Origin of the sequence: Aristophania vespae (assembly GCF_009906835.1) — a bacterium.
In the GTDB taxonomy this organism is placed as follows: Bacteria; Pseudomonadota; Alphaproteobacteria; order Acetobacterales; family Acetobacteraceae; genus Aristophania; species Aristophania vespae.
In genome coordinates this window covers 54,114-79,449 of record NZ_CP047652.1, presented here as the reverse complement: position 1 = coordinate 79,449, position 25,336 = coordinate 54,114, and the positions used below count along the sequence as shown (strand labels likewise).

Annotated in this window: 26 protein-coding genes, 1 tRNA gene, 1 other RNA gene and 2 pseudogenes; 9 read left to right on the top strand and 21 right to left on the bottom strand. The window is 44.4% G+C overall.

Annotation, left to right across the window (positions count from 1 at the left end):
• Positions 1-27: 27 nt before the first annotated feature.
• A tRNA-Gly gene (locus GT348_RS00435) sits at positions 28-102 on the bottom strand.
• A gap of 366 nt (positions 103-468) precedes the next feature.
• The gene (locus GT348_RS00430; protein ID WP_160618070.1) at positions 469-852 is read right to left on the bottom strand and encodes a hypothetical protein; all 384 of its coding nucleotides are present in this window, start codon (positions 850-852) and stop codon (positions 469-471) included.
• Between GT348_RS00430 and GT348_RS00425 the strand changes: the two genes are divergently transcribed.
• The gene (locus GT348_RS00425) at positions 851-1,513 is read left to right on the top strand and encodes a protein-tyrosine phosphatase family protein (RefSeq protein ID WP_160618069.1); all 663 of its coding nucleotides are present in this window, start codon (positions 851-853) and stop codon (positions 1,511-1,513) included. The genes GT348_RS00430 and GT348_RS00425 overlap by 2 nt on opposite strands.
• Here the strand turns inward: GT348_RS00425 and GT348_RS00420 are convergent.
• The 9 genes from GT348_RS00420 to GT348_RS00380 all read right to left on the bottom strand — a co-directional run bounded on the left by GT348_RS00420 (position 1,492) and on the right by GT348_RS00380 (position 8,187).
• Positions 1,492-1,962 (bottom strand): helix-turn-helix domain-containing protein, encoded by a 471-nt coding sequence (locus GT348_RS00420; protein WP_160618068.1) that lies wholly within the window; start codon positions 1,960-1,962, stop codon positions 1,492-1,494. The two genes, GT348_RS00425 and GT348_RS00420, sit on opposite strands and share 22 nt — an antisense overlap.
• Before the next feature lie 108 nt (positions 1,963-2,070).
• Complete coding sequence (lnt, locus tag GT348_RS00415) at positions 2,071-3,591, bottom strand: apolipoprotein N-acyltransferase (RefSeq protein WP_160618067.1); 1,521 nt, start codon at positions 3,589-3,591, stop codon at positions 2,071-2,073.
• A gap of 9 nt (positions 3,592-3,600) precedes the next feature.
• Complete coding sequence (locus tag GT348_RS00410) at positions 3,601-4,431, bottom strand: GNAT family N-acetyltransferase (protein ID WP_160619370.1); 831 nt, start codon at positions 4,429-4,431, stop codon at positions 3,601-3,603.
• A 132-nt stretch (positions 4,432-4,563) separates the two neighbouring features.
• The gene (locus tag GT348_RS00405) at positions 4,564-5,103 is read right to left on the bottom strand and encodes a Fur family transcriptional regulator (protein ID WP_236646516.1); all 540 of its coding nucleotides are present in this window, start codon (positions 5,101-5,103) and stop codon (positions 4,564-4,566) included.
• 111 nt (positions 5,104-5,214) lie between these two features.
• Positions 5,215-5,622: a MucR family transcriptional regulator gene (locus GT348_RS00400; protein WP_160618065.1), complete on the bottom strand. Its 408-nt coding sequence runs from the start codon at positions 5,620-5,622 to the stop codon at positions 5,215-5,217.
• A 279-nt stretch (positions 5,623-5,901) separates the two neighbouring features.
• Positions 5,902-6,339: a ribosomal protein S18-alanine N-acetyltransferase gene (rimI, locus tag GT348_RS00395; protein WP_160618064.1), complete on the bottom strand. Its 438-nt coding sequence runs from the start codon at positions 6,337-6,339 to the stop codon at positions 5,902-5,904.
• Positions 6,340-6,351: 12 nt separating this feature from the next.
• On the bottom strand, positions 6,352-7,026 hold the full coding sequence (gene tsaB / locus GT348_RS00390; RefSeq protein WP_236646515.1) for a tRNA (adenosine(37)-N6)-threonylcarbamoyltransferase complex dimerization subunit type 1 TsaB: 675 nt from the start codon (positions 7,024-7,026) through the stop codon (positions 6,352-6,354).
• A complete protein-coding gene (locus tag GT348_RS00385) occupies positions 7,017-7,610 on the bottom strand; it encodes a malonic semialdehyde reductase (protein ID WP_160618063.1) in 594 nt (197 codons plus the stop codon). Before GT348_RS00385 ends, tsaB begins: the two co-directional genes overlap by 10 nt.
• Before the next feature lie 7 nt (positions 7,611-7,617).
• Complete coding sequence (locus GT348_RS00380; protein ID WP_160618062.1) at positions 7,618-8,187, bottom strand: NifU family protein; 570 nt, start codon at positions 8,185-8,187, stop codon at positions 7,618-7,620.
• 278 nt (positions 8,188-8,465) lie between these two features.
• Between GT348_RS00380 and fbaA the strand changes: the two genes are divergently transcribed.
• Positions 8,466-9,557, top strand: a complete 1,092-nt coding sequence (gene fbaA, locus GT348_RS00375; RefSeq protein ID WP_160618061.1) for a class II fructose-bisphosphate aldolase — start codon at positions 8,466-8,468, stop codon at positions 9,555-9,557.
• A 28-nt stretch (positions 9,558-9,585) separates the two neighbouring features.
• Here the strand turns inward: fbaA and GT348_RS00370 are convergent, their stop codons facing one another.
• Together GT348_RS00370 and thyX are read right to left on the bottom strand one after the other, a co-directional pair.
• Positions 9,586-9,843 (bottom strand): hypothetical protein, encoded by a 258-nt coding sequence (locus GT348_RS00370; RefSeq protein ID WP_160618060.1) that lies wholly within the window; start codon positions 9,841-9,843, stop codon positions 9,586-9,588.
• A gap of 33 nt (positions 9,844-9,876) precedes the next feature.
• The gene (gene thyX, locus GT348_RS00365; RefSeq protein WP_160618059.1) at positions 9,877-10,791 is read right to left on the bottom strand and encodes an FAD-dependent thymidylate synthase; all 915 of its coding nucleotides are present in this window, start codon (positions 10,789-10,791) and stop codon (positions 9,877-9,879) included.
• 99 nt (positions 10,792-10,890) lie between these two features.
• Between thyX and ssrA the strand changes: the two genes are divergently transcribed.
• The 3 genes from ssrA to GT348_RS00350 all read left to right on the top strand — a co-directional run bounded on the left by ssrA (position 10,891) and on the right by GT348_RS00350 (position 13,040).
• Positions 10,891-11,201: a transfer-messenger RNA gene (ssrA, locus tag GT348_RS00360) on the top strand.
• 119 nt (positions 11,202-11,320) lie between these two features.
• Complete coding sequence (locus GT348_RS00355; protein WP_160618058.1) at positions 11,321-11,935, top strand: SspB family protein; 615 nt, start codon at positions 11,321-11,323, stop codon at positions 11,933-11,935.
• Positions 11,922-13,040: an AbrB family transcriptional regulator gene (locus GT348_RS00350; protein WP_160618057.1), complete on the top strand. Its 1,119-nt coding sequence runs from the start codon at positions 11,922-11,924 to the stop codon at positions 13,038-13,040. Before GT348_RS00355 ends, GT348_RS00350 begins: the two co-directional genes overlap by 14 nt.
• A 73-nt stretch (positions 13,041-13,113) precedes the next feature.
• Here the strand turns inward: GT348_RS00350 and GT348_RS00345 are convergent, their stop codons facing one another.
• Together GT348_RS00345 and GT348_RS00340 are read right to left on the bottom strand one after the other, a co-directional pair.
• Entirely contained in the window at positions 13,114-13,950 is an 837-nt protein-coding gene (locus GT348_RS00345) for a glycosyltransferase family protein (protein ID WP_160618056.1), read from the bottom strand.
• A 112-nt stretch (positions 13,951-14,062) separates the two neighbouring features.
• The gene (locus GT348_RS00340; protein WP_160618055.1) at positions 14,063-14,281 is read right to left on the bottom strand and encodes a hypothetical protein; all 219 of its coding nucleotides are present in this window, start codon (positions 14,279-14,281) and stop codon (positions 14,063-14,065) included.
• A gap of 385 nt (positions 14,282-14,666) precedes the next feature.
• Between GT348_RS00340 and GT348_RS09635 the strand changes: the two genes are divergently transcribed.
• The 4 genes and pseudogenes from GT348_RS09635 to GT348_RS00330 all read left to right on the top strand — a co-directional run bounded on the left by GT348_RS09635 (position 14,667) and on the right by GT348_RS00330 (position 16,462).
• Positions 14,667-14,930 (top strand): hypothetical protein, encoded by a 264-nt coding sequence (locus GT348_RS09635; protein WP_369692606.1) that lies wholly within the window; start codon positions 14,667-14,669, stop codon positions 14,928-14,930.
• Positions 14,927-14,974, top strand: a pseudogene (locus GT348_RS09630) (hypothetical protein); the annotation flags it as partial. The gene GT348_RS09635 and the pseudogene GT348_RS09630, both read left to right, overlap by 4 nt.
• A 71-nt stretch (positions 14,975-15,045) precedes the next feature.
• On the top strand, positions 15,046-15,867 hold the full coding sequence (locus GT348_RS00335; protein ID WP_369692604.1) for a transglycosylase SLT domain-containing protein: 822 nt from the start codon (positions 15,046-15,048) through the stop codon (positions 15,865-15,867).
• 16 nt (positions 15,868-15,883) lie between these two features.
• Entirely contained in the window at positions 15,884-16,462 is a 579-nt protein-coding gene (locus tag GT348_RS00330) for a DUF1643 domain-containing protein (RefSeq protein ID WP_160618054.1), read from the top strand.
• On the opposite strand, the gene dld is transcribed toward GT348_RS00330, so the two are convergent.
• The 6 genes and pseudogenes from dld to GT348_RS00300 all read right to left on the bottom strand — a co-directional run bounded on the left by dld (position 16,437) and on the right by GT348_RS00300 (position 25,321).
• On the bottom strand, positions 16,437-18,173 hold the full coding sequence (gene dld, locus GT348_RS00325; protein WP_160618053.1) for a D-lactate dehydrogenase: 1,737 nt from the start codon (positions 18,171-18,173) through the stop codon (positions 16,437-16,439). The two genes, GT348_RS00330 and dld, sit on opposite strands and share 26 nt — an antisense overlap.
• 184 nt (positions 18,174-18,357) lie before the next feature.
• The gene (gene mutL, locus GT348_RS00320; protein WP_160618052.1) at positions 18,358-20,286 is read right to left on the bottom strand and encodes a DNA mismatch repair endonuclease MutL; all 1,929 of its coding nucleotides are present in this window, start codon (positions 20,284-20,286) and stop codon (positions 18,358-18,360) included.
• Positions 20,283-20,834, bottom strand: a complete 552-nt coding sequence (locus tag GT348_RS00315) for a DUF3035 domain-containing protein (RefSeq protein ID WP_201740047.1) — start codon at positions 20,832-20,834, stop codon at positions 20,283-20,285. The genes mutL and GT348_RS00315 overlap by 4 nt, the downstream gene beginning before the upstream one ends.
• A gap of 86 nt (positions 20,835-20,920) precedes the next feature.
• On the bottom strand, positions 20,921-21,445 hold the full coding sequence (gene lspA / locus GT348_RS00310; protein ID WP_160618051.1) for a signal peptidase II: 525 nt from the start codon (positions 21,443-21,445) through the stop codon (positions 20,921-20,923).
• A 1-nt stretch (position 21,446) separates the two neighbouring features.
• A pseudogene (ileS, locus tag GT348_RS00305) lies at positions 21,447-24,298 on the bottom strand (isoleucine--tRNA ligase).
• A 99-nt stretch (positions 24,299-24,397) separates the two neighbouring features.
• Positions 24,398-25,321: a bifunctional riboflavin kinase/FAD synthetase gene (locus GT348_RS00300; protein WP_160618050.1), complete on the bottom strand. Its 924-nt coding sequence runs from the start codon at positions 25,319-25,321 to the stop codon at positions 24,398-24,400.
• Positions 25,322-25,336 lie beyond the last annotated feature (15 nt).

Here is a 25,336-nt window from a genome sequence, read left to right as displayed (position 1 = left end):
TATTTCAAAACATCTTCTTTAATCAACTGGAGCGGGCGATGGGATTCGAACCCACGACCCCAACCTTGGCAAGGTTGTGCTCTACCCCTGAGCTACGCCCGCGCTCCGTTGTCGGTGAAGGAGTTATGCGCGAAAACCGTTTTTAGTGCAAGCCCCTAAAAACAGTTTTTTCGTTTTTTTCATAATTTTTAATGTTTTTTGAAAATATAAAACTATGTCCCATATTCATTTTAAAAAGTCGCATAATTTTGGCTGATGAGGCTTTTGCAACTTTTAACAGGGCATGTCTTATTGCGAGATCACACCCGTACAGCCAATACCATAGCCTGCGTAACACAGACTACAGAATCGGGTACTATCTCGGTCAAAAAGGAAAAATGCGCCAGAAAAAAACTGCTATTACTTTGAGTTAAATGCAAAATCTGGATAGTTAAAAAAGGAAGCTGGCCAGAATCGCCCTAACCTTTTCTATTTTTGCGCACCATAAGACACTTCAGTGTCTGTCTGAGCGGGATGAGGTGTTATGTCTGCATTTTGCCCGTCCATTCCATTAACCATTAAATGGCCTTTCTGGTCAGTATCATTCATTTGTGCTGTATCAGCCGGCATAGATAAAAATGGTACTTTATCAGCAGAATTTTTGTGACGAGATTTATTAATATTTATAGTGTGATCTGGATAAGAGGCTGTCATGTCTGCTTTTGGGCCATTAAAGCCAGAACCTCCACCAGAACAGCCAGCTAAGGTTAAAGTAAAAGCGACTGTGATCATAAATCGTTTATTCATATTTGCACCTCCGGCATGATTTTCATTATTGACGCATCTTTCATGGCATGAAAAGAAAGTGCTCATGTTTAATAATCCGCTCTCTACCCCTTACAACTTTTTTCAAGCCTGGATTGATAGTCTTTTTGTTGATCACGCCATTTTTAGACTGTTATGGACAAATTTGGCACCCGTTATAAATGGTAAAGTGTGGCGCTCTAATCACCCCACTCCCGCACGCATCAAAAAGTTGAAAAATAAACTACACTTAAAAAGCATTATAAATTTACGGGGGCACAGACAATGCGGCTCGGACGCCTTGGGAAGAGCTTTTTGCCATAGCATTAACTTGCCTTATATTGATATGGCTTTTGAAAGTCGCAACGCACCACATCGCGAGCGGATATTAAAATTCTACTCAATTTATAAGACTATACCAACTCCTACCCTTATTCACTGTAAGTCAGGAGCAGATCGCGCAGGCCTGGCAAGCGGCCTCATTATTCTTTTTGAAGGGGGAAAGGCAAACGAAGCCTTAAAACATCTAAATTGGCGCTATTTGCATTTCAAACGCTCCCGCACCGGCGTTCTAGATGCCTTTTTTCTGCTCTATCAAAGAGAAGCAGAAGGAAAAATGCCTTTTATAGAGTGGGTTCGGTCATATTATGACGAACAAAAACTACGTGAAGAGTTTAAGGCAGGTTTGTGGAGCCACCTTCTGACAGATCATGTTTTGAGACGAGAATGATCCCGTTCTTCGGTTATTGGAACCGCAAGGCTTTGCAATAAAGCTAAGACCTGACGCCGTGCCGAAACATTTTCAATGCGATAATAAGCTCGAACTAATTCCAGCGTTTCTGCGCTCGTAAATAATTTTGCCTCATCAACAACCTCAGATTTCTTTAAAAGCTTACTTTTTGCCGTCGGTCGCAGTGGTTGCTGCTCTTCATGCATAGATAGGCTCACTGACGGCTCTCTTAAGTCATCAAAGAAAAAACCAATCGGCACATCTAGTACATTAGACATTTCGTATAAGCGGCTAGCCCCTACTCTATTAGCCCCGCGCTCATACTTCTGAATTTGCTGAAATGTTATACCCAAAGCATCAGCCAAATTCCCCTGAGTAAGACCGCGGAGAATACGAATAAGGCGTATTCGATTTCCAACATGAGTATCTATTGAAGTTGGAGCGGACATCCCTTCCTCAGCTCCTTCACTAAAGCTTCCACCAAATGAAGTGAAGGCCTGTTTAAACAAAGCATTGTAAAGATAGTTTATAATTGGTTAATAAGCAAATTAAATTAGTTAAAATTTAGTAAATATGCCGTTTTTTCGCCATAAAAATGAAAATACAGCCATGCAGATTGCTATAAAAAGCGAAATCGACTTACTCAGATAAGAAAATAAGGGCCTATTTTTCGGCTTGGGTAAAGTAGAAACTATGATTTCCTCTGCACCCCAATGCGTCCTTTGCATCTCGTGACCACGTGAGTCATATATTGCAGAAACACCACGATTATTCACAAATACAACGGGTAAACCTTCTTCGACAGCACGCATTCTCCCTGTTGCCAAATGCTGATAGGGGCCGGCACTATGGCCATACCATGCATCATTTGAAATTGTTAAAAGCCAGTTTGGTCGATCATGAGGTGCGGTTACAGAACCGGAAAATATAATTTCATAGCAAACCATAGGGCCAACACGCCCCACTTCAGGAAAGTCCCATGTTTTTAGCCCGTCTCCTGGCGTAATAACGCCAGGCAAAATATTAAAGGGAATAATCCATGGTTGATATTCGCCAAAAGGAACCAGGCGGCTTTTGTCATATATCGCTTTAATGGCTCCATCTGGCCCGACTGCTTCTAAGCTATTGTACCAATGCTTTCCATCTCTGCGATCAGAGCCTATTAGGCTTGTCGCACCATCAGCAGCTTGAGCAATAGCAGAGCGAGCCCATTTATCTTCATCTAAAAGACCAGGAAAAGCCGATTCAGGCCAAACGACAACAATGGGAGATTTGCCTATATCTTTTCGCGCTTTTTCTACGCCTGTACGTGTTAGTAAAAGATAAGATTGAAATTGTTTAAACGCATCATCGCGTCCCAGAACTTCACGTTCAGAAACATTTCCTTGCACCACAACTAATTTCGGGTTTTCTACAGATTTATAATGAGGATGGGTAAACAACCATCCTCCTCCTGCAACCCAAATAATACTTCCTAGTAAAACAAAAAATTTTCCTTTGTATCCTTCCCAAAAACCCAAAGAGGAAAGGACCAAAGCCAGTGTTAAACCATCAACCCCTATAATACTGGCAGGCTGAATTAAAATATCGCCTATGATTGATGGTACTTCTAATGCACTCCCTAACGGATTCCATGGGAAGCCAGAAAATATTAGGACTCGGCTCATATCAGCCAGTGTCCAGCTCCCTGCAAACAAAAAAATACGTGGCCAACCAGGAGCCACGTAGCGACATAAAACCGCAGGAACAGCTATGAGAGGAGCAATAACAAAAGCAACACCAGGAGCGGCAAAGGGTACAGCCCACCAATAATCATGAACGCGGGTCAAAATAGCATTTGTTAGCCAATAAAGCCCCGCACTGTGAAACCCCATCCCAAAGAGAAACCCTCTCAAGGCTGCTTTACGGGCTGTTGGGGCCTTTAACGCTGCTTGATAAAGACAAGGTAACGTCAGCACTAATATGGGAAAAATATTTAAAGGCGGTAAGGCCAAAGCGGTAAGGGCACCTACAAATAGTAGGACTACCCCTAACCGCCAACCCGATTGAGGCAAATAACGCTCTATAAAAAAATACATGTACGAGACTTAATCAAGTGCGTCCCGTAAACGGCGTTCATAATGGCGATAATATTTATCAGCTAGCAATTCGCTTTTGACAAGCACGGCAACATCGGTTGTGTTAAACTGCTCGTCAACAACAGCGCCATCACCAACATAACCGCCCAAACGCAAATAACCTTTAATAAGAGGCGGTAAACGACTCAAACAGGCACGCTTATCTAATTTGGTCGGGTCAGTGCGCTGCATACTAACGTAACGCTCTGGTAAAGCCTTTACCCTCAAAGCCGGAGGAGCCAGGTGGTTATGATAAAGCCAGGTAAGCTCATCATTCAAAGCATCTGGGTTTGTGCCAGACAGGCTTGCACAACCAAAAAGTACATCTATGCGATGAAGAAAGATATAAGAAGCAATACCACGCCATAAAAGCTGCATGGCAGCGCGACCACGATATTCTCTAGCAACACATGACCGGCCCACTTCAAGTAAATGACCGGGAAAATCTGTTAAGGGCGAGATATCATATTCAGACGACGTGTAAAAACGCCCAATCTTTTTTGCAACTTCAGACCGCAAAAGACGATATGTGCCGACAACACCTTCGGCCTCGGATGATTTGGCGTGATCAATAACGAGAAGATGATCCGCAACTTCGTCAAATTCATCAGCATCGAGGCGCGTTTTAAGGGTATGCTCATCAGGGTGAGCACCCATTTCTTCAAAAAAAACTTTATAGCGCAATGCCTGAGCAGCTTCACGCTCAGCCTGAGTGCGCGCAATTCTCACACCAAGTGAACCACCACGCAACTCCTGAAACCCACCTTCCCGGTCCAGAGAAAGACTGGCCAGCGTTTCCATTTGCTCCCGCGCAGTCTCGCTACTTAAAATACGGATCTCATTTTCACTATTCGAAATTTGTTCTTTTTCCAAAACACTCACTAATCTATCTGAAAGATGACCCTGTGATAAAATTTTTTGCGTCATAAACGGTCATCCCTCATCTTGCAATCCACTCCCTCCGTGTGATTGCGACTTCGTCATAGAAGCTTCACGCGTTTCCTTTTTTTCAGAATCGCACTTTTTTCCAAAGAGTTCTACATGATTGGATACGAGTTCATAACCAAATTTGGATGCTATCTGGCTTAAAAGGCGAACAAGCTCGTCGCCTTCAAACTCCACGACACGGCCACTATCTATGTCAATAAGATGATAATGGCGCCCATGCTCTGTCGCCTCGTAACGAGCCCGTCCTCCACCGAAGTCACGCCGCTCAAGTATGCCTTTTTCTTCTAACAACCGAACAGTCCGGTAAACGGTTGCTACCGAAATTCGGCTATCAAGCATAGAAGCCCGGCGATAAAGTTCCTCAACGTCGGGGTGATCATCAGCTTGAGAAAGTACATAGGCAATGACGCGGCGCTGCCCGGTCATTTTTAAACCATTTTCGATACATAGACGGGCTATAGGAGAATCACCTACAACCTCCCCGTTGGGAGGAGAACGCCGCCGTCCTGTATTATTATTGCTCATAACCATATAGAGGGGCCTAGCCGATTAAATGCAATTATGTCCAATCCTAAAATCAGGCAAAACGCTATTTTACCCCTCCACACAGATATTTCCTCTCTTCAACAGATCGCGTTACTCGCCCCGACGACGCCCTAAACCAATACGACGAGCGAGCGAAGAGCGATGATTTGCATAATTAGGAGCAACCATCGGATATTCTGGAGGTAACCCCCAACGCTCGCGATATTCTTGAGGCGTCATATTATAGGCTGTTTTAAGATGACGTCTTAAAAGTTTCAGTTTTTTGCCATCTTCTAAGCATATAATATAGTCAGGGAAAACTGACTTACGAGGAGGAACCGCAGGAACTGGCTTTTCCTGTGGGGCAGCAGACTGGTCATTAACACCAGCAAGAGCTGCATAAACTGAACGCACAAGATCTGGTACAACTTCTGCAGCTACATCATGACTACCGACATAAGCCGTAACAATTTGCGCAGTAAGATTCCGAAGGTTCGGAAGATCAGACTCTGATGACATAAAAATACCTATCCTCTCAAATGAGTTTAATTGTCTAACAAATGAAAAAGTCTCAAGGAAAAAGCACTCTTACAATCTTCTCCAAAAAGATTACAGTCTAATAATCGATTAGACCGACGAAATCAGAGCTATAATCTTGTTTACACAGGTTTAGTGCTTAGGTGAAGCTCATAGATATGTAGTTTCCCAGAATAGAATTAAAAGGCGATTAAATAATAAAGATTATTTTATTCCTATTTCCTTTTTTTAGAAACACCAAAAAACAATGAAAAACCAATTTTACGGGATTTCTCGTTTAAGAAGAAACGCATCTGTCCCGTCACTATAGTAACAAGGACGGCGTCCAATTTCAAAAAAACCCTGAGACTGATAAAAAAGATAGGCTTTTTTGTTGTTCAGACTCACTTCAAGATAAATATTTTTGACAATTTCTTTTACTGAAACCACAAAATTTTCAATCAGAGCACACCCTACTCCTGATCTTTGAACAGAAGGCAGAACGCCTATTGTCAAAACTTCACTTTCATCGAGAACTGTCCTGACTAATAGAAAGCCGAGAGGCTGATCGTCTCGACTCGCAACCCAGCCTTTAACATTAGGCAAAGAAAGTAGTTCTCTAAAAGCAGCTTCGTTCCATATTTCCGCACCTTTAAAGGCTTCCTGGTGCAGAGTGGCAAAAAGAGCCGCCCCCTCTAATCCTATTTCATGAATAATCATTTTTTCTTGTTTTTAAACAGGAAGAGGACGCAAGCCCTGACTAGGTAAGCGCGCTTCGGGAGGATCTATATATAATGGTTCAAGAGCAGAAGGTGTTCTATTTTGCGCTGCACGATAAATACCTAAAGCGTCAGGCGCAGCGTAAGGCAAAATTTTTGTATTCTCGCTAAAAAAGTGCCCCTTTTTCTCTATAAGCTCCTTCAAGGCATCCTCACCCCACACTGCGTCTCCTGCTATGAGTGGCCAATTTACATTGCACAGTTCGTCAATCTGCACAGCAAAAGCATCCTGCCCAGGGGGGTCGATGAAAACACGACCCCGTCGTGCTAAACAAATAATCACGGCCTCGGGTGAGTGCATTGTCATACGCAGGGCTTCTCCCAGGCGCACAGCTATGGTGGGGCAGTTCCAACCCCGGGCCAAACCAGACGCCAAAGAAAGAGAGGCGCGCAACCCCGTAAAAGACCCTGGTCCAGTAACCGCTATTACCTTGTCTGGCGCATTCTTCCAGTGCACTTGTTCTAAAAGTGCTTTAATACCAGGAGCAAAACGCTCAGAAGCACCACGCCCTGCCATGGACATAGACGCAACAACTTCGCCTTTTTCAATTAAGGCGATCAAATTACTTTGCCCAGAGCCAGCACCTGCTCCATTAATAATGATACACCGCTCATTTATTAGAGGCATAAACATGCCTCCTCAAAAGTAAGGCGAGGCGCCCGTTGAGGTGGTTCAGAGTTTTGAGCCGAAGTTTCATGAGGATAGCCAAGTGCAACTAAAAAGTTCGCTCGCCAGCCTGTATCTTTAAGGAATTCCTCTTCAACCATAGTGCTATCGAAACCTGACATTGGCATTGCGGCTAACCCCAAAGCTCGTGCTGCCAGAATCAAATACGCACCCTGTAAAGTGCCGTTCCGAAAAGCTGTTTCCTCACTTAGCCCTACATCACCAGCAAACCATTCACGCAAATCCTTTGTTTTATTTAAGCGTGGCAGCTGCTCAAAAAAAAGCGGATCATGAGCGATAATTGCAATTACGGGTGCCTCCATGGCTTTATGAACATTTCCAGCAGAAAGAGCTGGTTTTAAACGCTCATGCGCATATCCCGATGTCAAGAACACAAACCGAGCAGGCTGGCAGTTTCCCGAAGTGGGGCCTAATTTAACAACATCATATAGTTCTTTTAGAACTCCTTCTTCTATAGGGCGCGAAGAGAGCTTTTGTGGCGTATGATGTTTTGTAAAAAGGTGCTCATAACCGATTGAAGGCATTTATTTATTATCCTTCTACTTGCTCAACACCTGAAACTTCCGGCACATAATGGCGTAGCATCGTTTCTACCCCGTGGCGTAATGTTGCTTTAGATGAGGGACAACCCGCACAGGCCCCATGCATTGTTAAATATACAATACCGTCTTTAAAATTCCTAAAAACAATATCACCACCATCACCTGCTACTGCCGGACGGACCCGCGTATCGAGTAAATCCTTGATACGGGAAATGACCTCTTCCTCTTCTGGTGGCAGAGAGACATCTTGTGACTCAGGAGAGTTTTGAGCAATAAAAAAGGCCTGGCCAGATTCAAGAAATGAGGTCAGTGCAGCCAAGATTAATGGCCTTACTTCTGACCAGTCTGCATTGTCAGCTTTTGTTACAGAAACAAAGTCATGCCCTAAGAAAACCAGCTTTACTTCTGCAATAGAAAATAGTTTTTCAGCCAGAGGAGAGCGTCCTTCAACTTCATCACGTGACGAGAAGTTGAGAGGCGTATTATTTCCCATAACGGACCGTCCCGGCAAAAATTTAAGTGTTGCCGGATTAGGTGTCGTTTCAATGTCAATCAACATAAGAGTTCTGTTTACCCTTGATTTTTCGGTGCGTGCTTATCTCACAAATGAGAATTTTTGGCACTGTTAACAAGGGCAGATGATAATAACTGTTAATTCTTTTAAAGATTTCGCCTGTTAGACCTGACTATAACGGCATACTACAAACGAAAAATTGATCAGAATATTAAGGAAATAGCGTCTTATTTTTCTAAAATTAATTTTATTTTTTTAAGAGATAATTTAAGCTGACAAACTTACTAGAGTGCCCTTTTCGCTAGAAATTGATAGATAAACTCATGACCGACTCATTACAATCTGTAGGCATTCCAGCCGGAATCGCTACAGGCAATGACTATTTGACATTGCTACGAGCCTGTCACGAGGGGTGCTACGCCTTACCAGCCATAAATGTAACGAGTTCAAGTACAGCCAATGCTGTACTTGAGGCAGCAGCGCATAACAAATCTGATATTATCATTCAACTTTCTTATAGTGGTGCCCGTTTTTACGGTGGCCGTGGCTTAAAGAACGACCATAAGGCAGCTGTTTATGGCGCCCTTTCCCTAGCACAGCATATTCATATGGTTGCCAAAGAATATGGTATTGCAGTCATATTACATACCGATCATGCAAATCGCCCCCTTATTCCGTGGCTTAATGATCTCATTGACTTCAGCGCTACTCAATATGCCAATACGGGCCGGCCTCTATTTTCGTCCCATATGCTTGATCTCTCTACAGAGCCTTTAGAAGACAATATAAAAGAATGCGCCATAATATTGAAACGATTAACCCCTCTCGGTGTGGGGCTGGAAATTGAGCTGGGTCTTACAGGTGGAGAGGAAGACGGGATTGGACAAGAATATAATGAAAATACAACCGACAACGCTCATTTATATACTCAACCCGAAGATGTCCTAAAGGCATGGCAGGAACTTAGTCCGCTTGGTACAGTTTCCATTGCTGCAAGCTTTGGCAATGTTCATGGGGTCTATAAAACGAAAATTAATCTCAACCCTGAAATATTGAAGGCCTCTCAGGAACTCGTTCAGCATTTTTCTCATACAGGTCCCAAACCGTTACATCTTGTATTTCACGGTGGGTCGGGCTCGGAACTAGAAAAAATTGAACAGGCTATTTCTTACGGTGTCTTTAAAATGAATATTGATACAGACACACAATTTGCCTACGCCCAGGGTGTTGGCCATTATATAAAAGACAATCAAGAAGCTTTTGAGTACCAGGTCAGCCCTGTAACAGGCCAACCTCTTAAAAAGCTTTATGACCCGCGCCGATGGGTGCGCGCCGGTGAATTAAGCCTTATTGAACGTCTTCATCAATCTTTCATTACTCTTGGTTCACGCGGAAAAACGATAGCTTTTCGATAATTTTAATATCGAAAAGCCGCTCATTACTTCATGTTTTGTGAGAGGAGTGGGCTGGATTTACCGTTTTTTGACATGACGTTAAATGCTTTGTCTCCTCTCCACAAAGTGGAAGAGGTCTATGCGACGGTAATGACCAAAAAACTTCTATTCCTAGAGAAACAACGACTAAAGAAAACGCCAAAACAGCCCAGGGTATGAGAGAAGGTAACCGACCTGTCGGAACCGGAATATTTTCTTCTCTCTGAAAAGCTTTTCCTTCTTCCAAAAGCTTATTCAAATTATTCATCTATTAGTGTCATCTCACTTAGCTGCGCTGTATTTATAGCGCTTTGTTTTCTAAAACTGCCATCATCTCTGCCCATTCTCTTTTGGTAAGATGAGACGTTTCCTGTGTAACAGATTCGCCTGCCAAAAGACGGCGTAAAACCTTTAGCATACTAGCAGAAAAACTATAGGAACCAAGACGATATTCTTCAAATGCGGCGGCTGTCTGTGGAACCCAGGCCTTTAGAATCTCAAGCATTTTTTCGGCATAAACACGAATTTCATACTGCGCATGAGACTCAGCACGCAACGCTAAAAAATGCATAAGATTGTGCAAATCAATCTTCCAGTACCACTGAGTATACATATTGAGCGTTAAGTTAATACGAGCTAACTCCCTAGCTACACCCCCATTTTCTGGCAAAAGCATATGCTCGTAATCATCATAGCACTGTGCAGCATCGCGCCGCAAAATGTCTAGAACCTCTTGAGCCTGTGAGGCATCAAGCGCTTCGCCCCTACCTTGGTTATTGGTGGAACTTTGCGTCGAGACCTGGGTAAGGTCAGGCATATAAAATTCACGGTCCAGCACAGAATAACGTGCAGAATATTCATTCACATTGGCCATGCGGTGACGAATCCACTGCCGGGCTACAAAAAGTGGTAATTTTACGTGAAATTTAATTTCACACATTTCAAAAGGAGAAGAATGACGATGACGCATTAAATAACGGATTAAACCCGCATCTTCTGAAACGCGTTTGGTTCCTTTGCCATAAGAGACACGCGCTGCCTGCACGATAGCGCTATCATCACCCATATAATCAACAACACGAATAAAGCCATGATCTAAAACCTCTAAGGGTTCAAAAAGCAGTGCTTCCATCGCGGGAACTGTGGGCCTAGACGTTTCTTGAGGGGTATTACGCTGAGCTGTAATCTCTGCACGCTGTTCTTTTGTCAGGGCCACGGGAGCGCCTCCTCACTGAATTCACTTGGTATTTAGGTTATGCCTTTTAAACGCATAATAGACCCTTATAAAGATTTTATCACTCATCAATGCTTAATATCTCTTGCAAAAACATGCTTTGCTTCTTATCTTCACAACTGCCTAGGGTTTTACTCTGGCTATGGCGATAAACGGTAGATGGAATAAGTGTTGTGGACCCGGGGCAGTACCCGGCGTCTCCACCAAATTTCTTCCACTTTTGGGGACGAAACAGGCTCGACACGCATGGTAAAGATCTATCTTTTGCCCGGCATTGTACCGCCGTTATCGGGCTAAACTTACAAGTGCCAACGATAATACTGAGGTGCTCGCTGTCGCAGCATAAGCGATAAGCGCGGTTCGGGGGAACCGGGCAACAGAATCCCCCCACTTTTAAAACCGGGCTAAAACCGAAGCCCTTGCTTTCTAAGGCATTTCAGACCAGCATAAGGCCGTCTCTTTAAAATTAAAGAGTTCGAAACAAACTCGCACAAGCCATAGTGATCAGGTTATGACCGACGATTTTAACGGACCCGATGATTTCGACCCTACTACACCAGACAGTCTCATCCCGTATGAGACGTGGTTAGAAAACGCTCATCGAAACGTCATGCTTGACGCGCTGGAATATGTAAGCCGAAATGGTTTAGCCGGTGAGCATCATTTTTACATTACATTTTTGACTAATCTTACAGGCGTTGATATTCCGCAACGCCTTAAAGACCGTTATCCACGTGAAATGACAATTGTTCTACAGCATCAATTTAAAAATCTTAACGTTGATCGCCAGAACAAAACTATGTCTGTAGGGCTGTCATTTGGCGGCATACCAAGCACACTGACTATTCCAATAAATGCCATTATCGCATTTGCTGATCCTCATGTACAATTTGGTCTCAGATTTTCTGCTCCTACATTTAGCGAAGATGATAACACCGAAGCCCTTCCTTCTACTGAAGATAGGGATAGTGTAACGATGATTCACGATTTACAGCCTTCTTCTATAGAAGCGAAAAAAACTCCCATTTCTCCCGAAAAACGCCAGGAAGCAGAAGTGGTAAGTCTGGCTGCTTTCCGCAAGCGGCACCCTAGTACAGAAGATAACACTCCTAATGGAAACACCTAAAAATAGACAGGGCGGGTCAGATAACATCTTTCTGCCTAAGTTGGCACAGGCTCGCAAGATTAGCCTTCGTTGGATATGTCTCCTAGCTCTCTCTGCTATTTTAATTGGTGTTTTTTTAGCTATTCATTTAGCAGCAGGTCTCATGTTAGGCCCAATGATAGCCGCCATTATTATGGCTATCAGAGGCAAGAATGTGACGATCAGCCGCCCTGTTTTTGCACTATCACAGGCTGTATTGGCCTGCTTGGTTGTGAGCAGTCTCAATATGACTGTTTTAATCGACATAGCGCATAATTGGTGGCTCATGCTTTTTAGCGTTTTCTCAGTCATTATCGTAAGCTTTGCGACAGGCGCCGCCCTCGCTTGGTTTGGTGTTATGCCTGGAACAACAGCTTTATGGGGCTCGTCACCGGGCGGGGCCTCAACCATGATGCTCATTTGTGGCTCTTTTGGTGCCGACCCACGCCTAGCCGCGTTTATGCTTTATTTTCGTGTAATTCTGGTTGCCTTTGCGACATCTATTGTCGCGTGGCTGGTGTCGGCAGGGCACAATATCCCTTATTTACCTCCTGTTCCCAAAGGCGATCTGCTCCCGACATTGATTTTTGTGGTTGTGACAGGACTAATAAGCACCCGCATCAAATTTCCCGCCGCACCTTTGCTCCTTACAATGGTTATAGGGGCTGTTATTCAACTTTCAGGCTTATTTGCCATTTCAACCCCTCAATGGATGCGCATTCCAGCCTATCTTATTATTGGTTGGTCTATAGGGCTGCGTTTTACTCTGCCCGTTTTACAACACGCAATGCGTGCTTTGCCGGCGGTTATTTTCTCATCTACCATTCTTGTAGGAACGTGCGCCTTAATCGCCATTCCAGTTGCAAAACTCGCTCACATTGATCTTTTGAGTGCTTATTTAGCAACGAGTCCGGGAGGCCTAGATACTGTTATTATTATCAGTGCTGGAGCACCTGTCGATCTTCCATTTATTATCTCTTTACAAACAGCACGGCTTTTGGCTGTGCTAGCCCTCGGTCCTCTGATTGCCAAACCAGTTGGACGCTGGCTTGAAAACCATTCACCAAAAAGAAAAACCTCTCGTTAAAACGAGAGGTTCCACCAAAATAATCACATTAATGAAGGAATTTATTCTCCTTCGCGCAAAGCATCAAATTCTCCTACAGGATCAGTCGTAGGCGTTGCTGACTTGCTTTTACGCAAAAAATCTTCCCACAAAGGGACATAATGTGCATAACCGGCCGTATTTTTAAAGAACCAGTGACGCCATGTATGGAAAACAGGATCATGCTCACGATAAGTATGGTCATCCAGTAAGTGGCGTGCTGCTGGGGTTTACCAGCATGGAAATGCACTATAGTGGCGTCATCATTAACGCCCCAATAGGGCTTCCAGTTAAAGCGAGCCGAGAGTGGTGACCAGTTCGCATTATAAAAGATACGCAGTAATTCCTGATCATAACCAGAAACATGATACAGATTATCACATAAAAAATCGACCATTGCTGGCAGGTCATTACCCATACGTTCCAGGTTTATAACCATGACCCCTGAATTCATATCAACGTAATAGTCCTGCTGATTAAATTGCCCGCAAGCTGCAAAAATCTCAGGTCGGCAAAATTCTACACATGGATCACGCAGGAACATAACGTCACAGTCTGTATAGAGAACAAACTTATCTTCTTTCTCTAAAAGCGGGAGTTCCAGACGCATAAACGCACCAGCGGCCGTCATCATATAATTTGGCCATTCGGGCTTTTGTTTTTTTTGTGCCTCTAAAAGGCGATCATAAAAATGCAGCCTATGGAAAATTACCTTTACACCAGCTTCACGCATTTCACGGGTAAATTCGCATTCTTGCCCATCAAATACCATGTGCGGAATAAGCGTTGTATTTTCTTTAGCTGACTGAACAGCAACCCGAATACAATCAATAAAACCATGATCCGGATCATTGGAAAGCGTTTGTTCGGTAATAGCAAAAAACCACTTCATCCTGATACGTCCCCAATACCCACCATCATTCAAAAATATACTTACACAGGCAGTTAGCTGCCCCTAAATCAAGAACCAATAAGTGTTACGAAAATTATTCTTTTTTAGAGAATTACCAATTTCGAGATATTAACCAAAATTCTTCAGATGTTAATGTGATAACACCCTGACCTTTTGTTTCGGCTGCTGCACGTGCCAGAGCCTCAATACGCTCTATCATAAGAACCTTGCGCTGATAAGCCTCAGTCGGCTCAGGTGCCGACCTGAGTGTTTGAAGCGAAGCCCCCGCAGCTTTTTCAACTCTGCTAGCATCAATCGCAGCAAAAGACATTCTCGTCCCTCTCTTAACAACTACATTTCGACCAATCGATAGACGGATAAACCTAATATAGTTATAACACTTTAGCTCATTCAACGCAAATTCACAGCGTTTTAAGATTTTCAATATTCCATATAACGTAATAGTTTCGTATTTATTACTTAACAGATTAAAAAACCGCTCTTAACTCCCTTAACACGGGTAAGAAAATCTTTTTTTGAAATTAGAGTTCTACTAATTTTTTTTCTAATAAGCCTGCCTGAACGCAAAAAACTTAGACTTTTTGAAGCGGCATTCTAAAATTCGGTTTGTGAAGACCTAATTGCTTATGTCATAAAACGTAATCATGATAGCATTATAACTAAATGCACCAGCCTTAACGAGATTCCTGATTCAGATGATTAGATCTTTTTATTATAATAGAGAAATACCTCGTTTACGGTCTATTATTCGGCAAATATCAATTTTTGGTGTACTTGTTTTACTTGCTGCTTGTGCCCGTACTGTACCTGTAGGCCCTGGTATTCCTGTCATGCAGGAGCAGGCAGACTATCAGGAACATGCTCAATCCTATTACGCTCCGCCAGGTACCCCCGATGACCCATGGGGCCTTATATCATGGAAGCATCAGAACGATTTGATGTTCCTGATACGTGGATAAGAGCCGTTATAAAACAGGAATCTGGCGGACATCTTTATGATAGTAGTGGTCATTTCATTACGTCTGCCCCTGGTGCTATGGGCCTTATGCAACTCATGCCCCCGCCTATGATGATTTGCGCAATCAATATAATCTTGGTCCTGACCCCTATAATCCCCGTGATAATATTCTTGCTGGGACCGCTTATATTCGACAAATGTATGAAATTTATGGTTCGCCTGGATTTCTTGCCGCTTATAATGACGGACCTGGCAATGTAGATCATTACCTACGACAAAATAGGCCCCTTCCTAAAGAAACGCGTAATTATGTTAAGGCTATTGGTCCTAAAATTGCCGGCATCTGGCCTAAAAATCGTTCAAAGGCAGACCTCATGGTCGCCCGTTACGACCGCACAGCCCAACGTCGCTCTTCAGTGGACACATCTTCTCTCAACACAACATCCTTAGATGACGGGGCCTCTGCAGCAGAAAGTTTGACAGATAGCTCATCAAGTTCTGTAGCAGCCCCGTCTGACAACCAGTCCGTAAGCTCAGTTTGGGCCTCGCGTGGCTTTTCTCCTGCAAGCCCTCCGGTCCGTGCAAAAAAACCTCGTCCTGCTCCTGAACCCAAGCATGTTGTAGAAGTACGTTCCATTCCTTTGGCCCATCCAACACGAAAAAGAGGGCGCGCTACTGATATTATCCAATCTGCACGCACCGATTGGGCTATACAAATAGGTAGTTATGCAAGCAAAAAACAGGCATCTGTAGTGGCCAATAAATTACGCCATTTTGTTGTTTCTTCCAAAGGCAAAACGCGCACGACAATTATGGCCGTACACGTAAAAGGGCGCGTTCTTTATCGCGCCCGCTATACCGGGCTTACACGAGCTCAAGCCTATAGCAGCTGCCAGCGTCTGACAGCTATTACGCCCTGCTTTGCAATTTCACCATAAATTTAACACTGGAATTATGTCTTTAACTAAAACTGATCTTTTTTCAGACCATTTTGTAGGCTCATCTCAACCACTCAGTTTGAAAGATGACGTTGTCAGTACTGCCATCTATGATGGAGCTGGCAAATGTTACCGTTATACCCTAAAGCGCGTTTGGGAAGAAAATAAGCCACTTATCATGTGGCTTATGATGAATCCCTCAGTCGCTACTGAATTTGGTGATGACCGCACCGTTGCAAAATGTCAGCGTTATACTCGAAGCTGGGGCTATGGCGGCATGTTTGTAGGCAATAGCTTTGCTTATCGCTGCACCGATCAAAAACGTCTTTTAGAGGTAACTGATCCCGTCGGCCCTCTTAATGATCATTATTTATTAGAAATGGCTCAGCAAGCAGAATTTGTGATTTTGGCCTATGGCACTCCGCAAGCCAAAACCTTGCAACAAAGAGGGACAAATGTGGCCTTAATGCTTGCGAAAGCAGGTGTCCCCCTTAGGGCCATGCGTTTAAGCCGGAAAGGCGGACGACCTGAGCATCCGCTTTATCTTCCCTCTGCTTTATTACCTATTTCTATTGACCCTGCTCAGCTACGCTAGCTTGAGGGGCTACGCTTTCTGCTGCCCAATTTTTGCGTTTTGTTGTATTACCAATACCTGGATTCATGCAGTTACACGGGTCTAGCGTTTTATAATGACTCACCATTGAATCTGGAGCGTTATAAAGATGCCCTACATTATGCTCAGCAGGATAACGCGCCCCTCTTTGATCCAAAATTGGCCACATAGCATGCTCTACGGCCATAGGGTCCACACCCTTTTTGACAACATAATCCTGATGCAGAACGTGACAAAGAAAATGTCCGTAATATAGTTTTATGGCCAGTTTATCTTCTATTTCTGGTGGTAATGTTTCAAACCATTCCCAATCATTACGCCTTAAGCCCACATCCAGAGCTAATAACCCGCCTGTTTCTTTGCGATGAATAATATTAAAGCGCCCAGCGGCACCAGCAGCTGCAAAACGGTGAAGTAAAGCTAATTGTCCCTCTTTTGGCGTACATTCAAAGACATTCCCTTTATTTTCCGCTTCTTCTTTAAAGAAAGTCGTAAACCAGGGGCGTAATTTTTCTGCCAAATGTTCGGATGTCTGAATAATGAGATGGTGCTCATATTGATCACGATATGCTTTTAAGCGTTCTGGCACCTGGGACGGAAGAAAAGAGCTCAGCATCTGCAATAGGCGATCTCCAAATGCGTAAGGCAACCACTTAAAGCGATGAGGCAAAAGATCTAACTGTGCTTTTATTGAGAAAAAGAAGGGAAGGTTTTCAGTACCTAAAAGCCTAATCATTGCCACTGTGTCGCGACCATAACGATCAGCAATATCAAAAGTATCGCGGTGCAGATACTCGCCTGCAATAGGTAATTCATCAAACTTTGTTAATAGAGCACGTCTTACTTTTTCTAAAACCTGCTTGTCATTAGTACCTAGATAAAAAACGCTGGTCTTTTCTTCTTTTGGAAAGGTGTCTAGTCGCACTGCAAAGACAACTAACTTTCCTGCACAGCCTGAAGCTTCATAAAGCCTGTCGGGATCGGCATTAAAACGTGCCGGAGTGTCAGACTCTACATCTTTGACCCGACGGACATAATCGTTGTCGTGCCCTTTTCTCGCATCATTTACAATATCATCGCCTGTAAAAGTGCCCTTTTCTAGTTTTTCCAAAATAGCTTCGGGATCATCACCTAATTTAATACCTAAATGATTAACAAGCTCAAGCTCACCTTTTTCGTTAACACGGCCAAAAAGTGCCATCTCAGTATAAGCAGGGCCACGCTGCACAAGCGCTCCGCCAGAATTATTACTGATCCCACCCAAAACGGAAGCCCCAATGCAGGATGATCCAATAACTGAATGTGGCTCACGCCCAATTGGTTTTAGACGTTTTTCAAGCTCATTAAGTGTAGCGCCAGGAAGACAAACGACCTGCTTCCCTTGCTCTAATAAATGAATGCCCTTCAGGCGCTTCGTGCTAACAACAATAATTGGACGATCATAATTTTCGCCATCAGGAGTTGACCCTCCTGTAAGGCCTGTATTAGCCGCCTGCATAATAAGAATACGGTTGTGTTTTACGCAATTTTGCGCCACACGCCATAATTCTACGAGGCTAGCGGGGACGACAACCGCCTCTACTGGTCCTCCTCCAAAACGAAAACCACGTTGAAAGCGAAAAGTCTGGCTTTTGCGTGTCAAAACATGCTGTTTTCCCACAATATCGCACAGACTCGTCATTAAATCGTCCATTGGATCCTCTTTATATTTGCTAAAATAAGCACGTTTGAAGAATCACAATTTATTTTCTGATTTCTTCACAGAGCACGGCTAATTTAGCCATCATTATTTGACTATTAATAATATCATGAAAAAGCGCTCATGATCGCAAGATAATTATAGAAATAATTTACCAGCAAAATAAAATTTCTTTTGCTTATTTTACGCGACCAAACATTTTTTCAAGCGCATCTTTTGTAAGGCGCAACCATGTAGGCCGCCCGTGAGGACATGTATTAGAGCGAGGATGCTGCTCCATATCGCGCAAGAGTGCGCCCATTTCTTCAAAATTGAGCTTTCGCCCCGCCCGAATACTACCATGGCATGCCATACGCGCCATTATAGCTTCAAAACGTTGGTCTAAACTATCAGTCTGTCGTGCTGAACTTGCACCCTCTTCAATGAGCTCTTCTGCTATGTCGCGTATAAGAGCTGTTACGTCTCCTCCTTTAAGAGGAGCTGGTATGGTGCGGATAAGGAGGCTTCCCTCTCCAAAGGCTTCAATCTCAAGTCCGAGTCGGGATAATTCTTCTTGGCATACCAAAAGCGCCTCTCTTTCACTTTTGGAAAGATCCAAAACCTCAGGAAGAAGAAGTACTTGCGCCGAAATTCTTCCTTCCTCAAAGCGCTTTCTTAAACGCTCATGAGTTAGGCGTTCATGCGCCGCATGCTGATCGGTCAGTATTAAATCGCCATTAGGAGCTACAGATAAAATATAAGTTGTATGTATCTGACCTATAGGCACACCTAGCGGCTGAGACGGATAATCTTCTTGCTCAAATTCAACAGACTCCAGCTCTTCCCTTAGGCTATCCTGCGGCGTTGTATATGATTTCTGTGACTCGGCAAACCCTCCCAAATCCTGCACACTTTCCTCTGGAAAACGTCGTACAGAAGGGGAAAATCCCAAATCGGCCTTATTATTTTCAGATGAAGAAATTTTCTTTTGCGGTGTAGATGAGGCCGAAGCAGATACCCCAAAATGAGCAGGTCTTGTATGGGTCGATATAGAAGGCAGAGTTTGAGTTGTGAAATGTGTAATATCAGCCTCAATACCACCAACCTGGCTGGCACCACGCGTCAGAACACGCCCAATAGCGCCTATAACAAAGGCTCTTACTTCTGCCTCATCTGCAAAACGTAATTCCGTCTTGGCTGGATGCACATTCACATCTACACGCTCAAAAGGAACGTGCAAATGCAAAAACAAAATTGGAAAACGCCCCCGTTCTATAACAGAACGATAGCCTACCCGTACTGCCGTTCGCAAAACGGGGTCAATGACAGGACGATCATTAACTAAAATAAATTGTCCCGCTCCCGTAGGGCGGGTATGGCCAGGATTACATAAAAAACCTGTTAATCTCATAGCCCCACGTTGCTCATCTAAAGTTAACAAACTATCAGATGGCACGTTGAGAATAAAAGCGACGCGATCTTTAAGATCTTGAGGTGGAAGATTAAAGACGTCTCGCCCCTCTGACCGAAAAAGAATTGCACAATGTGGGGCACTCAGCGCAACACGTCGCATAACCATTTCGGCATGGCTACCTTCAACACGAGCACTTTTAAGAAATTTTCTTCTTGCTGGCGTCGCAAAGAAAAGGTCTCGCACAATAACAATTGTGCCTTCTTCACCTGCCGAAGGCATGGGCTCAGATTTAACGCCCCCCTCAACCGTGATTGACCAGGCTGTCTCGGCCCCTTTAAGGCGGGATATCAAAGATAAGCGAGCACTAGCCCCTATTGAAGGCAAAGCCTCGCCCCTAAAGCCAAGTGTGCGAATATGAACGAGCTGATTATCATTAAGTTTGGAAGTACAGTGCCGCTCAACCGCCAGGGCCAACTCATCAGGCGCAATGCCACTACCATTATCGGTAACTTCAATGCTCTCGCAACCACCACCCCACAAATCAACTTCTATACGGGTTGCACCAGCATCTAAGGCATTTTCGACAAGTTCTTTTAAAGCAGCTGCGGGCCGCTCGACCACTTCACCTGCTGCAATCAGATCAACAACATGGTCTGAAAGACGATGGATAGAAGCACGAACATGCTCGCCAGACTTGTCAAAAGACGTTGTCATTTTCCTCGCATAGTGGGGGTAGCACCATTATCCAGCTTCTGACCTAGCGCCATATTTTTTTGAATACGCTGATTTTCTGCTTCGCCATCTACAACAGAGCCGGCACGCCCACCTTGCCAAAACATAAGGCTATCAACAAAACCGGCATCTGCATCGCCGAGTTCAGCATTTTGTGGTCCCTGGGCAGATTGCTTTATTTCACCAACCAGCGCGCTCTGCCCTTCACTAGCCTTGCCTTCTGTAGGATTAAGAGCAACGTCAGGAGCCAATGTTTCCAAAGCCTGCATACGAGGGCTTTCTTCTGGCCGGTTTGCTTTGGCTGAGCCAGGTAAGGCAAACGTCTCAGATGGTGGCATTGAAAGTGGTGTCCGCGTTGTGACGGTATATTCATCAGGTGTAGAGCGTTTCAGGCCAAAAGCCCGCGAAACGTCGCTTCCAGAACACGCTGTTAAAGAAAAGCCAATAACGCCAATAAGACCCACTTGAACGCTATATCTCAAAACGAAAGGAGCTACACGCCGCATGACCAGTTCCCGCACTGCATTCATAATATTATCTAGTCCTAACGTCCTTAAAGCCTTTGGGCAAGTAACGGAAAGCGTCCTACCATATCTTAAAATATGGAAACGCCATTTTACTTTACAGAAATATTTTTACGCCTGTCTGCAATAAATGAGTCAATGATCCACAAACCAACACCACATACAATAGCAGAATCCGCAATGTTAAAGACATACCAAGACCAATTTCCTACATGAAAATGTAGAAAATCTACAACGGCACCATAATTTAAGCGGTCAATCACATTACCGATAGCCCCACCTATGATCCCTCCACAAGCTATGCACACCAACCAGCGGTGACTACGCAAAAGGACAATAAAAAGAGCCAAAACGGCTATGAGCGAAATGGTAATGAATATCCACGGCCCATGTCCGCCAAACATGCCAAAGGTCACGGCATGATTCCACACCATGGTAAAATTAAGCCAAGCTGTAACCGGGACACTAACTTTTTCAGGAAGTTTCAGCCCGTAAAGAATCCAGTATTTGCTAACCTGATCAGCTAATAAAACAAGAAAAATAATAACTAGGCCAGCAAGCCTCTCAGCAAGACGATGAGAGGCCTTTCCAGCTATCTGAGACCGATGCTGCGCCATATCAGCCTTCTACAGCCTTCACACAGCGCAAGCATAAGGCAGAATGCTCCATATTTTGCCCTACTTCAGGCAGGACACGCCAACAGCGGGCACATTTTTGCCCGTCAGCCTGCATGACCTGAACATCCTCATTACCTTGACCAACTTGAATATCAAGCTGAGACGCTATGCTTAACTCAGCCCAATCAATTCCCTCTGAGGCTTTTTTCTCTTCCGCAGTTAAGGGAAGTATGACCTTGGCCTCTAGTGACGAACCGATAAGACCATCACGGCGTGCCCCTTCAAGGGCTGTTGTAATCAGCCTGCGTGTTTGACGAAGACTATCCCACTTTTGGGCTAGAGTTGAGCTAAGCCATTCTGGCTCTGGCTTAAAGAGGCTTTGCAAATGCACACTTTCCTCTTCTCCAAAGCGGGCCTGCCAGGATTCTTCAGCCGTAAAGACCAGAGCAGGAGCAAGCCAGGTAGAAAGGGCTCTATGAAGGATATCTAAAACCGTTCGTGCCGCACGACGTGTTGGTGATTTGATATCATCGCAATAGATCGAATCTTTGCGGATATCAAAATAGAAAGCTGACAGATCATTATTACAAAAACCATGTAAAACAGGATAAACTCCATTCCACTGATGTGTCTTGATGGCCGTGGCAAGACGGTCATAAACTTCACTCAAACGATGAAGAATATAACGTTCTAGAGATGGGAGTTCATTATAAGGGAGCTTTTCAGTCTCTTCAAAACCATCCAGAGCCCCTAATAACCAACGCAGCGTATTGCGCAGACGCCGATAAAGCTCACCTTGCTGCTTTAATATCTCCTGACTAATCCGCAAATCTTCGTTCGTATCAGAATTAAGCACCCATAAACGAAGTACATCAGCCCCAAGAGTTTTCGTGACATCTTCAGGGACAATTGTATTGCCTAATGATTTGGACATTTTACGGCCTTGCCCATCAAGGACAAAACCATTTGTGACAACTGCCTTATAAGGAGCAAGCCCTTCGGCCCCAACACTTTCTAATAAAGAAGACTGGAACCAGCCACGATGCTGATCAGAACCCTCTAAATAAAGGTCAGCCGGGAAATTGACCCCTTCCTGATGAAGCACAAAACGGTGGCTGCATCCACTTTCAAACCAGACATCGACAATATCAAAAACCTGCTCATAATTTTCAGGATCGCGCCCTTCACCTAAGAAGAAGGCCGGATCTGTATCATACCAAGCATCGGCTCCGCGTTCTTTGAAAGTCTCAACAACCCTATGCATGATTTCAGGATCACGAAGAACCTCACCTGTGCGTTTTTCAACAAAAACCGCAATAGGCACACCCCAGGAACGCTGGCGTGAAATGCACCAGTCAGGACGCTGAGCAACCATGGTTGTCAGGCGACGACGTGCGGTGGCTGGCACAAAAGTCACCTGCTCAAGAGCTGCAAGGGCTTCTTGGCGCAAGCCTTTTTCATGCCCCTCATCCATTGCAATAAACCATTGTGGTGTTGCACGGAAAATAATGGGTTTTTTAGACCGCCAAGAATGAGGATATGAATGCTCAATACTGCCTCTGGCCATAAGACCAGCAGCACGATTTTTCTGTGCCATTTCAAGACGTGCCTGATCTAACAAGGCACAAACCGGATCAGCCGCCTTAAAGACATGAATGCCAGCTAATTCCGGCACCCACGGGCATATAAACCATTATCCTGAACCAATTCAGGAACTTCCAGCCCATGAGATGTACAGAGTTGGAAGTCATCTTGTCCATGAGACGGCGCCATGTGCACAATGCCTGTGCCCGCGTCAGTTGTAACAAACTCACCAAGGAACATGGGCACATTAAAGTCATAGCCCCGGCCGCGCAAAGGATGGGCAAATAAGCTGCCCTCCAGCTCCTTACCGAGAACTGTGCTTAAAACTTTCCAGGATGTAAGACCGACCTCTTCGGCAAAAGCTTTTAATCTTTCCTGAGCGATTATAAGTTTACTGCCGACCGGGACTTTACTGTCTTCAGTAACCTCTGTGATTTCAATGACGTCATAGAGAATGTCCGCTCCGCTGGCCAAAGCACGGTTGGCAGGGATGGTCCAAGGCGTTGTTGTCCATATAACAGCCGAGGCGTCTTTCAGGACATTTTGGGGAGTTTTATCTTCAATAACCGGAAAAGCAACGTAAATCGTTGGGGAGACGATATCGTGATATTCTATCTCCGCCTCAGCAAGAGCCGTTTTTTCAACAGGGCTCCACATTACAGGCCGCAAACCACGATATAGGCGACCATTTAGAAGAAACTTACCAATCTCTTCAACAATTTGCGCCTCAGATTTGTAATCCATCGTTACATAACGATGGTCCCATTCTGCCTGGATGCCAATACGCTTAAAGTCTTCACGCTGGGCTTCTACCCATTTGGCAGCATATTCACGACATTCTGCACGGAATTGAAGAACCGGAACAGCGTCCTTGTCCTTACCTTTTTTGCGATATTGTTCTTCTACTTTCCATTCAATTGGCAGACCATGACAGTCCCATCCCGGCATATAACGGACCTGAAAACCTGCCATACGCTGTGCACGATTAATGACATCTTTCATGACCTTATTGAGCGCATGGCCAATATGAATATGGCCATTTGCATAAGGAGGGCCGTCATGAAGCGTAAAAATAGCGTCTTTTTGCTGATCTGCTTTTTTTATCTTTTCATCTAAAGCTGACTGCTCCCATCGCCTGAGCATTTCGGGCTCACGCTTGGGCAAATTCCCCCTCATAGGAAAGGAGGTTTTTGGAAGGAAGACTGTATCGCGATAGCGATCTTGCTGCTCGCGGAAAGTCGAATCGGCTTTATCAGAAGGATGAGACATGAATAAGCGCGCCAGTTCTAGAACAATAAATGCCCCGTCATATGGGGAAAACTCACCTAAAGGGTCAACCCCTACAGATAAGAAGATTTATAAATAAATTTACCCTAAAATCTCACGCGCCTGGGTCGCATCCTTGGCGATCTGCGCTTTTAGGGCATCTAAACCATTAAAACGTTTTTCTTCACGCAATAGCGCAATAAATGAGACCTCTAGGATTTTACCGTACAAATCCTCATCAAAATCAAATAGATGCACTTCCAGGCGGCTTTCTTCATTACCATCATTAATGGTAGGGCGGCGGCCTATATTGGCAACACCTTTAATAACACGACCATCAGGGTGGCGCACCCGTACAGCATAAACACCGCGAGCAGGTTCTAATAATGAGCGTAAGGCGATATTAGCCGTTGGAAACCCCAAAAGACGCCCTAGCTGATTTCCTTTTTCAACAATTCCCCGTACTGACCAGTGTCTTCCCAATAAGACGGCAGCCTGCTCGGGATACCCTTCTTGTAATAAACGACGAATACGGCTTGAGGAAATTGGACCATTAGAGTCAGATAGGGGGGAGACAACCGTAAGTCCAGCACCGTGAGCTTTAAGGGTGTTTTCTAAAAAAGCTACATCACCCTGGCGCCTGTGTCCAAAAGCGAAATCAGCGCCGCAAGCTACCTGCTTCACTTCAAGAGCGCCAATCAAAATCTCATTGACAAATGTCTCTGCCGAAAACTGAGAAAAAGGCTCATCAAAAGGAATTTGCACTACAAATTCCACACCCAAATTACTAAGAGCGTTTAACCTTTCCTCTGCCCCCATAAGCCGAAAATTTGGATCTTGCGGGCGAAAGAAAACACGAGGGTGAGGCTCAAATGTTAGCACACCCAAAGGGCAGTCAGGGCAGGCTTTGCGAAGTTGCTCCAGAAGATAAACGTGCCCACGATGAACACCGTCAAAATTACCCAGAGCAATAGCTGCATGTTGCGGCGCTCCAGAAAGATGGCGCCAGTCAGTAAATAACTTCATAAATACTCAGATTCG

Coding starts and splice junctions, on each gene's coding strand:
- GT348_RS00425 (WP_160618069.1), top strand. CDS start 851: ATGTTTAATAATCCGCTCTCTACCCCTTACAACTTTTTTCAAGCCTGG.
- GT348_RS00430 (WP_160618070.1), bottom strand. CDS start 852: ATGAGCACTTTCTTTTCATGCCATGAAAGATGCGTCAATAATGAAAAT.
- GT348_RS00420 (WP_160618068.1), bottom strand. CDS start 1,962: ATGTCCGCTCCAACTTCAATAGATACTCATGTTGGAAATCGAATACGC.
- lnt (WP_160618067.1), bottom strand. CDS start 3,591: ATGTATTTTTTTATAGAGCGTTATTTGCCTCAATCGGGTTGGCGGTTA.
- GT348_RS00410 (WP_160619370.1), bottom strand. CDS start 4,431: ATGGAAACGCTGGCCAGTCTTTCTCTGGACCGGGAAGGTGGGTTTCAG.
- GT348_RS00405 (WP_236646516.1), bottom strand. CDS start 5,103: ATGAGCAATAATAATACAGGACGGCGGCGTTCTCCTCCCAACGGGGAG.
- GT348_RS00400 (WP_160618065.1), bottom strand. CDS start 5,622: ATGTCATCAGAGTCTGATCTTCCGAACCTTCGGAATCTTACTGCGCAA.
- rimI (WP_160618064.1), bottom strand. CDS start 6,339: ATGATTATTCATGAAATAGGATTAGAGGGGGCGGCTCTTTTTGCCACT.
- tsaB (WP_236646515.1), bottom strand. CDS start 7,026: ATGCCTCTAATAAATGAGCGGTGTATCATTATTAATGGAGCAGGTGCT.
- GT348_RS00385 (WP_160618063.1), bottom strand. CDS start 7,610: ATGCCTTCAATCGGTTATGAGCACCTTTTTACAAAACATCATACGCCA.
- GT348_RS00380 (WP_160618062.1), bottom strand. CDS start 8,187: ATGTTGATTGACATTGAAACGACACCTAATCCGGCAACACTTAAATTT.
- fbaA (WP_160618061.1), top strand. CDS start 8,466: ATGACCGACTCATTACAATCTGTAGGCATTCCAGCCGGAATCGCTACA.
- GT348_RS00370 (WP_160618060.1), bottom strand. CDS start 9,843: ATGAATAATTTGAATAAGCTTTTGGAAGAAGGAAAAGCTTTTCAGAGA.
- GT348_RS00355 (WP_160618058.1), top strand. CDS start 11,321: ATGACCGACGATTTTAACGGACCCGATGATTTCGACCCTACTACACCA.
- GT348_RS00350 (WP_160618057.1), top strand. CDS start 11,922: ATGGAAACACCTAAAAATAGACAGGGCGGGTCAGATAACATCTTTCTG.
- GT348_RS00345 (WP_160618056.1), bottom strand. CDS start 13,950: ATGAAGTGGTTTTTTGCTATTACCGAACAAACGCTTTCCAATGATCCG.
- GT348_RS00340 (WP_160618055.1), bottom strand. CDS start 14,281: ATGTCTTTTGCTGCGATTGATGCTAGCAGAGTTGAAAAAGCTGCGGGG.
- GT348_RS09635 (WP_369692606.1), top strand. CDS start 14,667: ATGATTAGATCTTTTTATTATAATAGAGAAATACCTCGTTTACGGTCT.
- GT348_RS00330 (WP_160618054.1), top strand. CDS start 15,884: ATGTCTTTAACTAAAACTGATCTTTTTTCAGACCATTTTGTAGGCTCA.
- dld (WP_160618053.1), bottom strand. CDS start 18,173: ATGGACGATTTAATGACGAGTCTGTGCGATATTGTGGGAAAACAGCAT.
- mutL (WP_160618052.1), bottom strand. CDS start 20,286: ATGACAACGTCTTTTGACAAGTCTGGCGAGCATGTTCGTGCTTCTATC.
- GT348_RS00315 (WP_201740047.1), bottom strand. CDS start 20,834: ATGAATGCAGTGCGGGAACTGGTCATGCGGCGTGTAGCTCCTTTCGTT.
- lspA (WP_160618051.1), bottom strand. CDS start 21,445: ATGGCGCAGCATCGGTCTCAGATAGCTGGAAAGGCCTCTCATCGTCTT.
- GT348_RS00300 (WP_160618050.1), bottom strand. CDS start 25,321: ATGAAGTTATTTACTGACTGGCGCCATCTTTCTGGAGCGCCGCAACAT.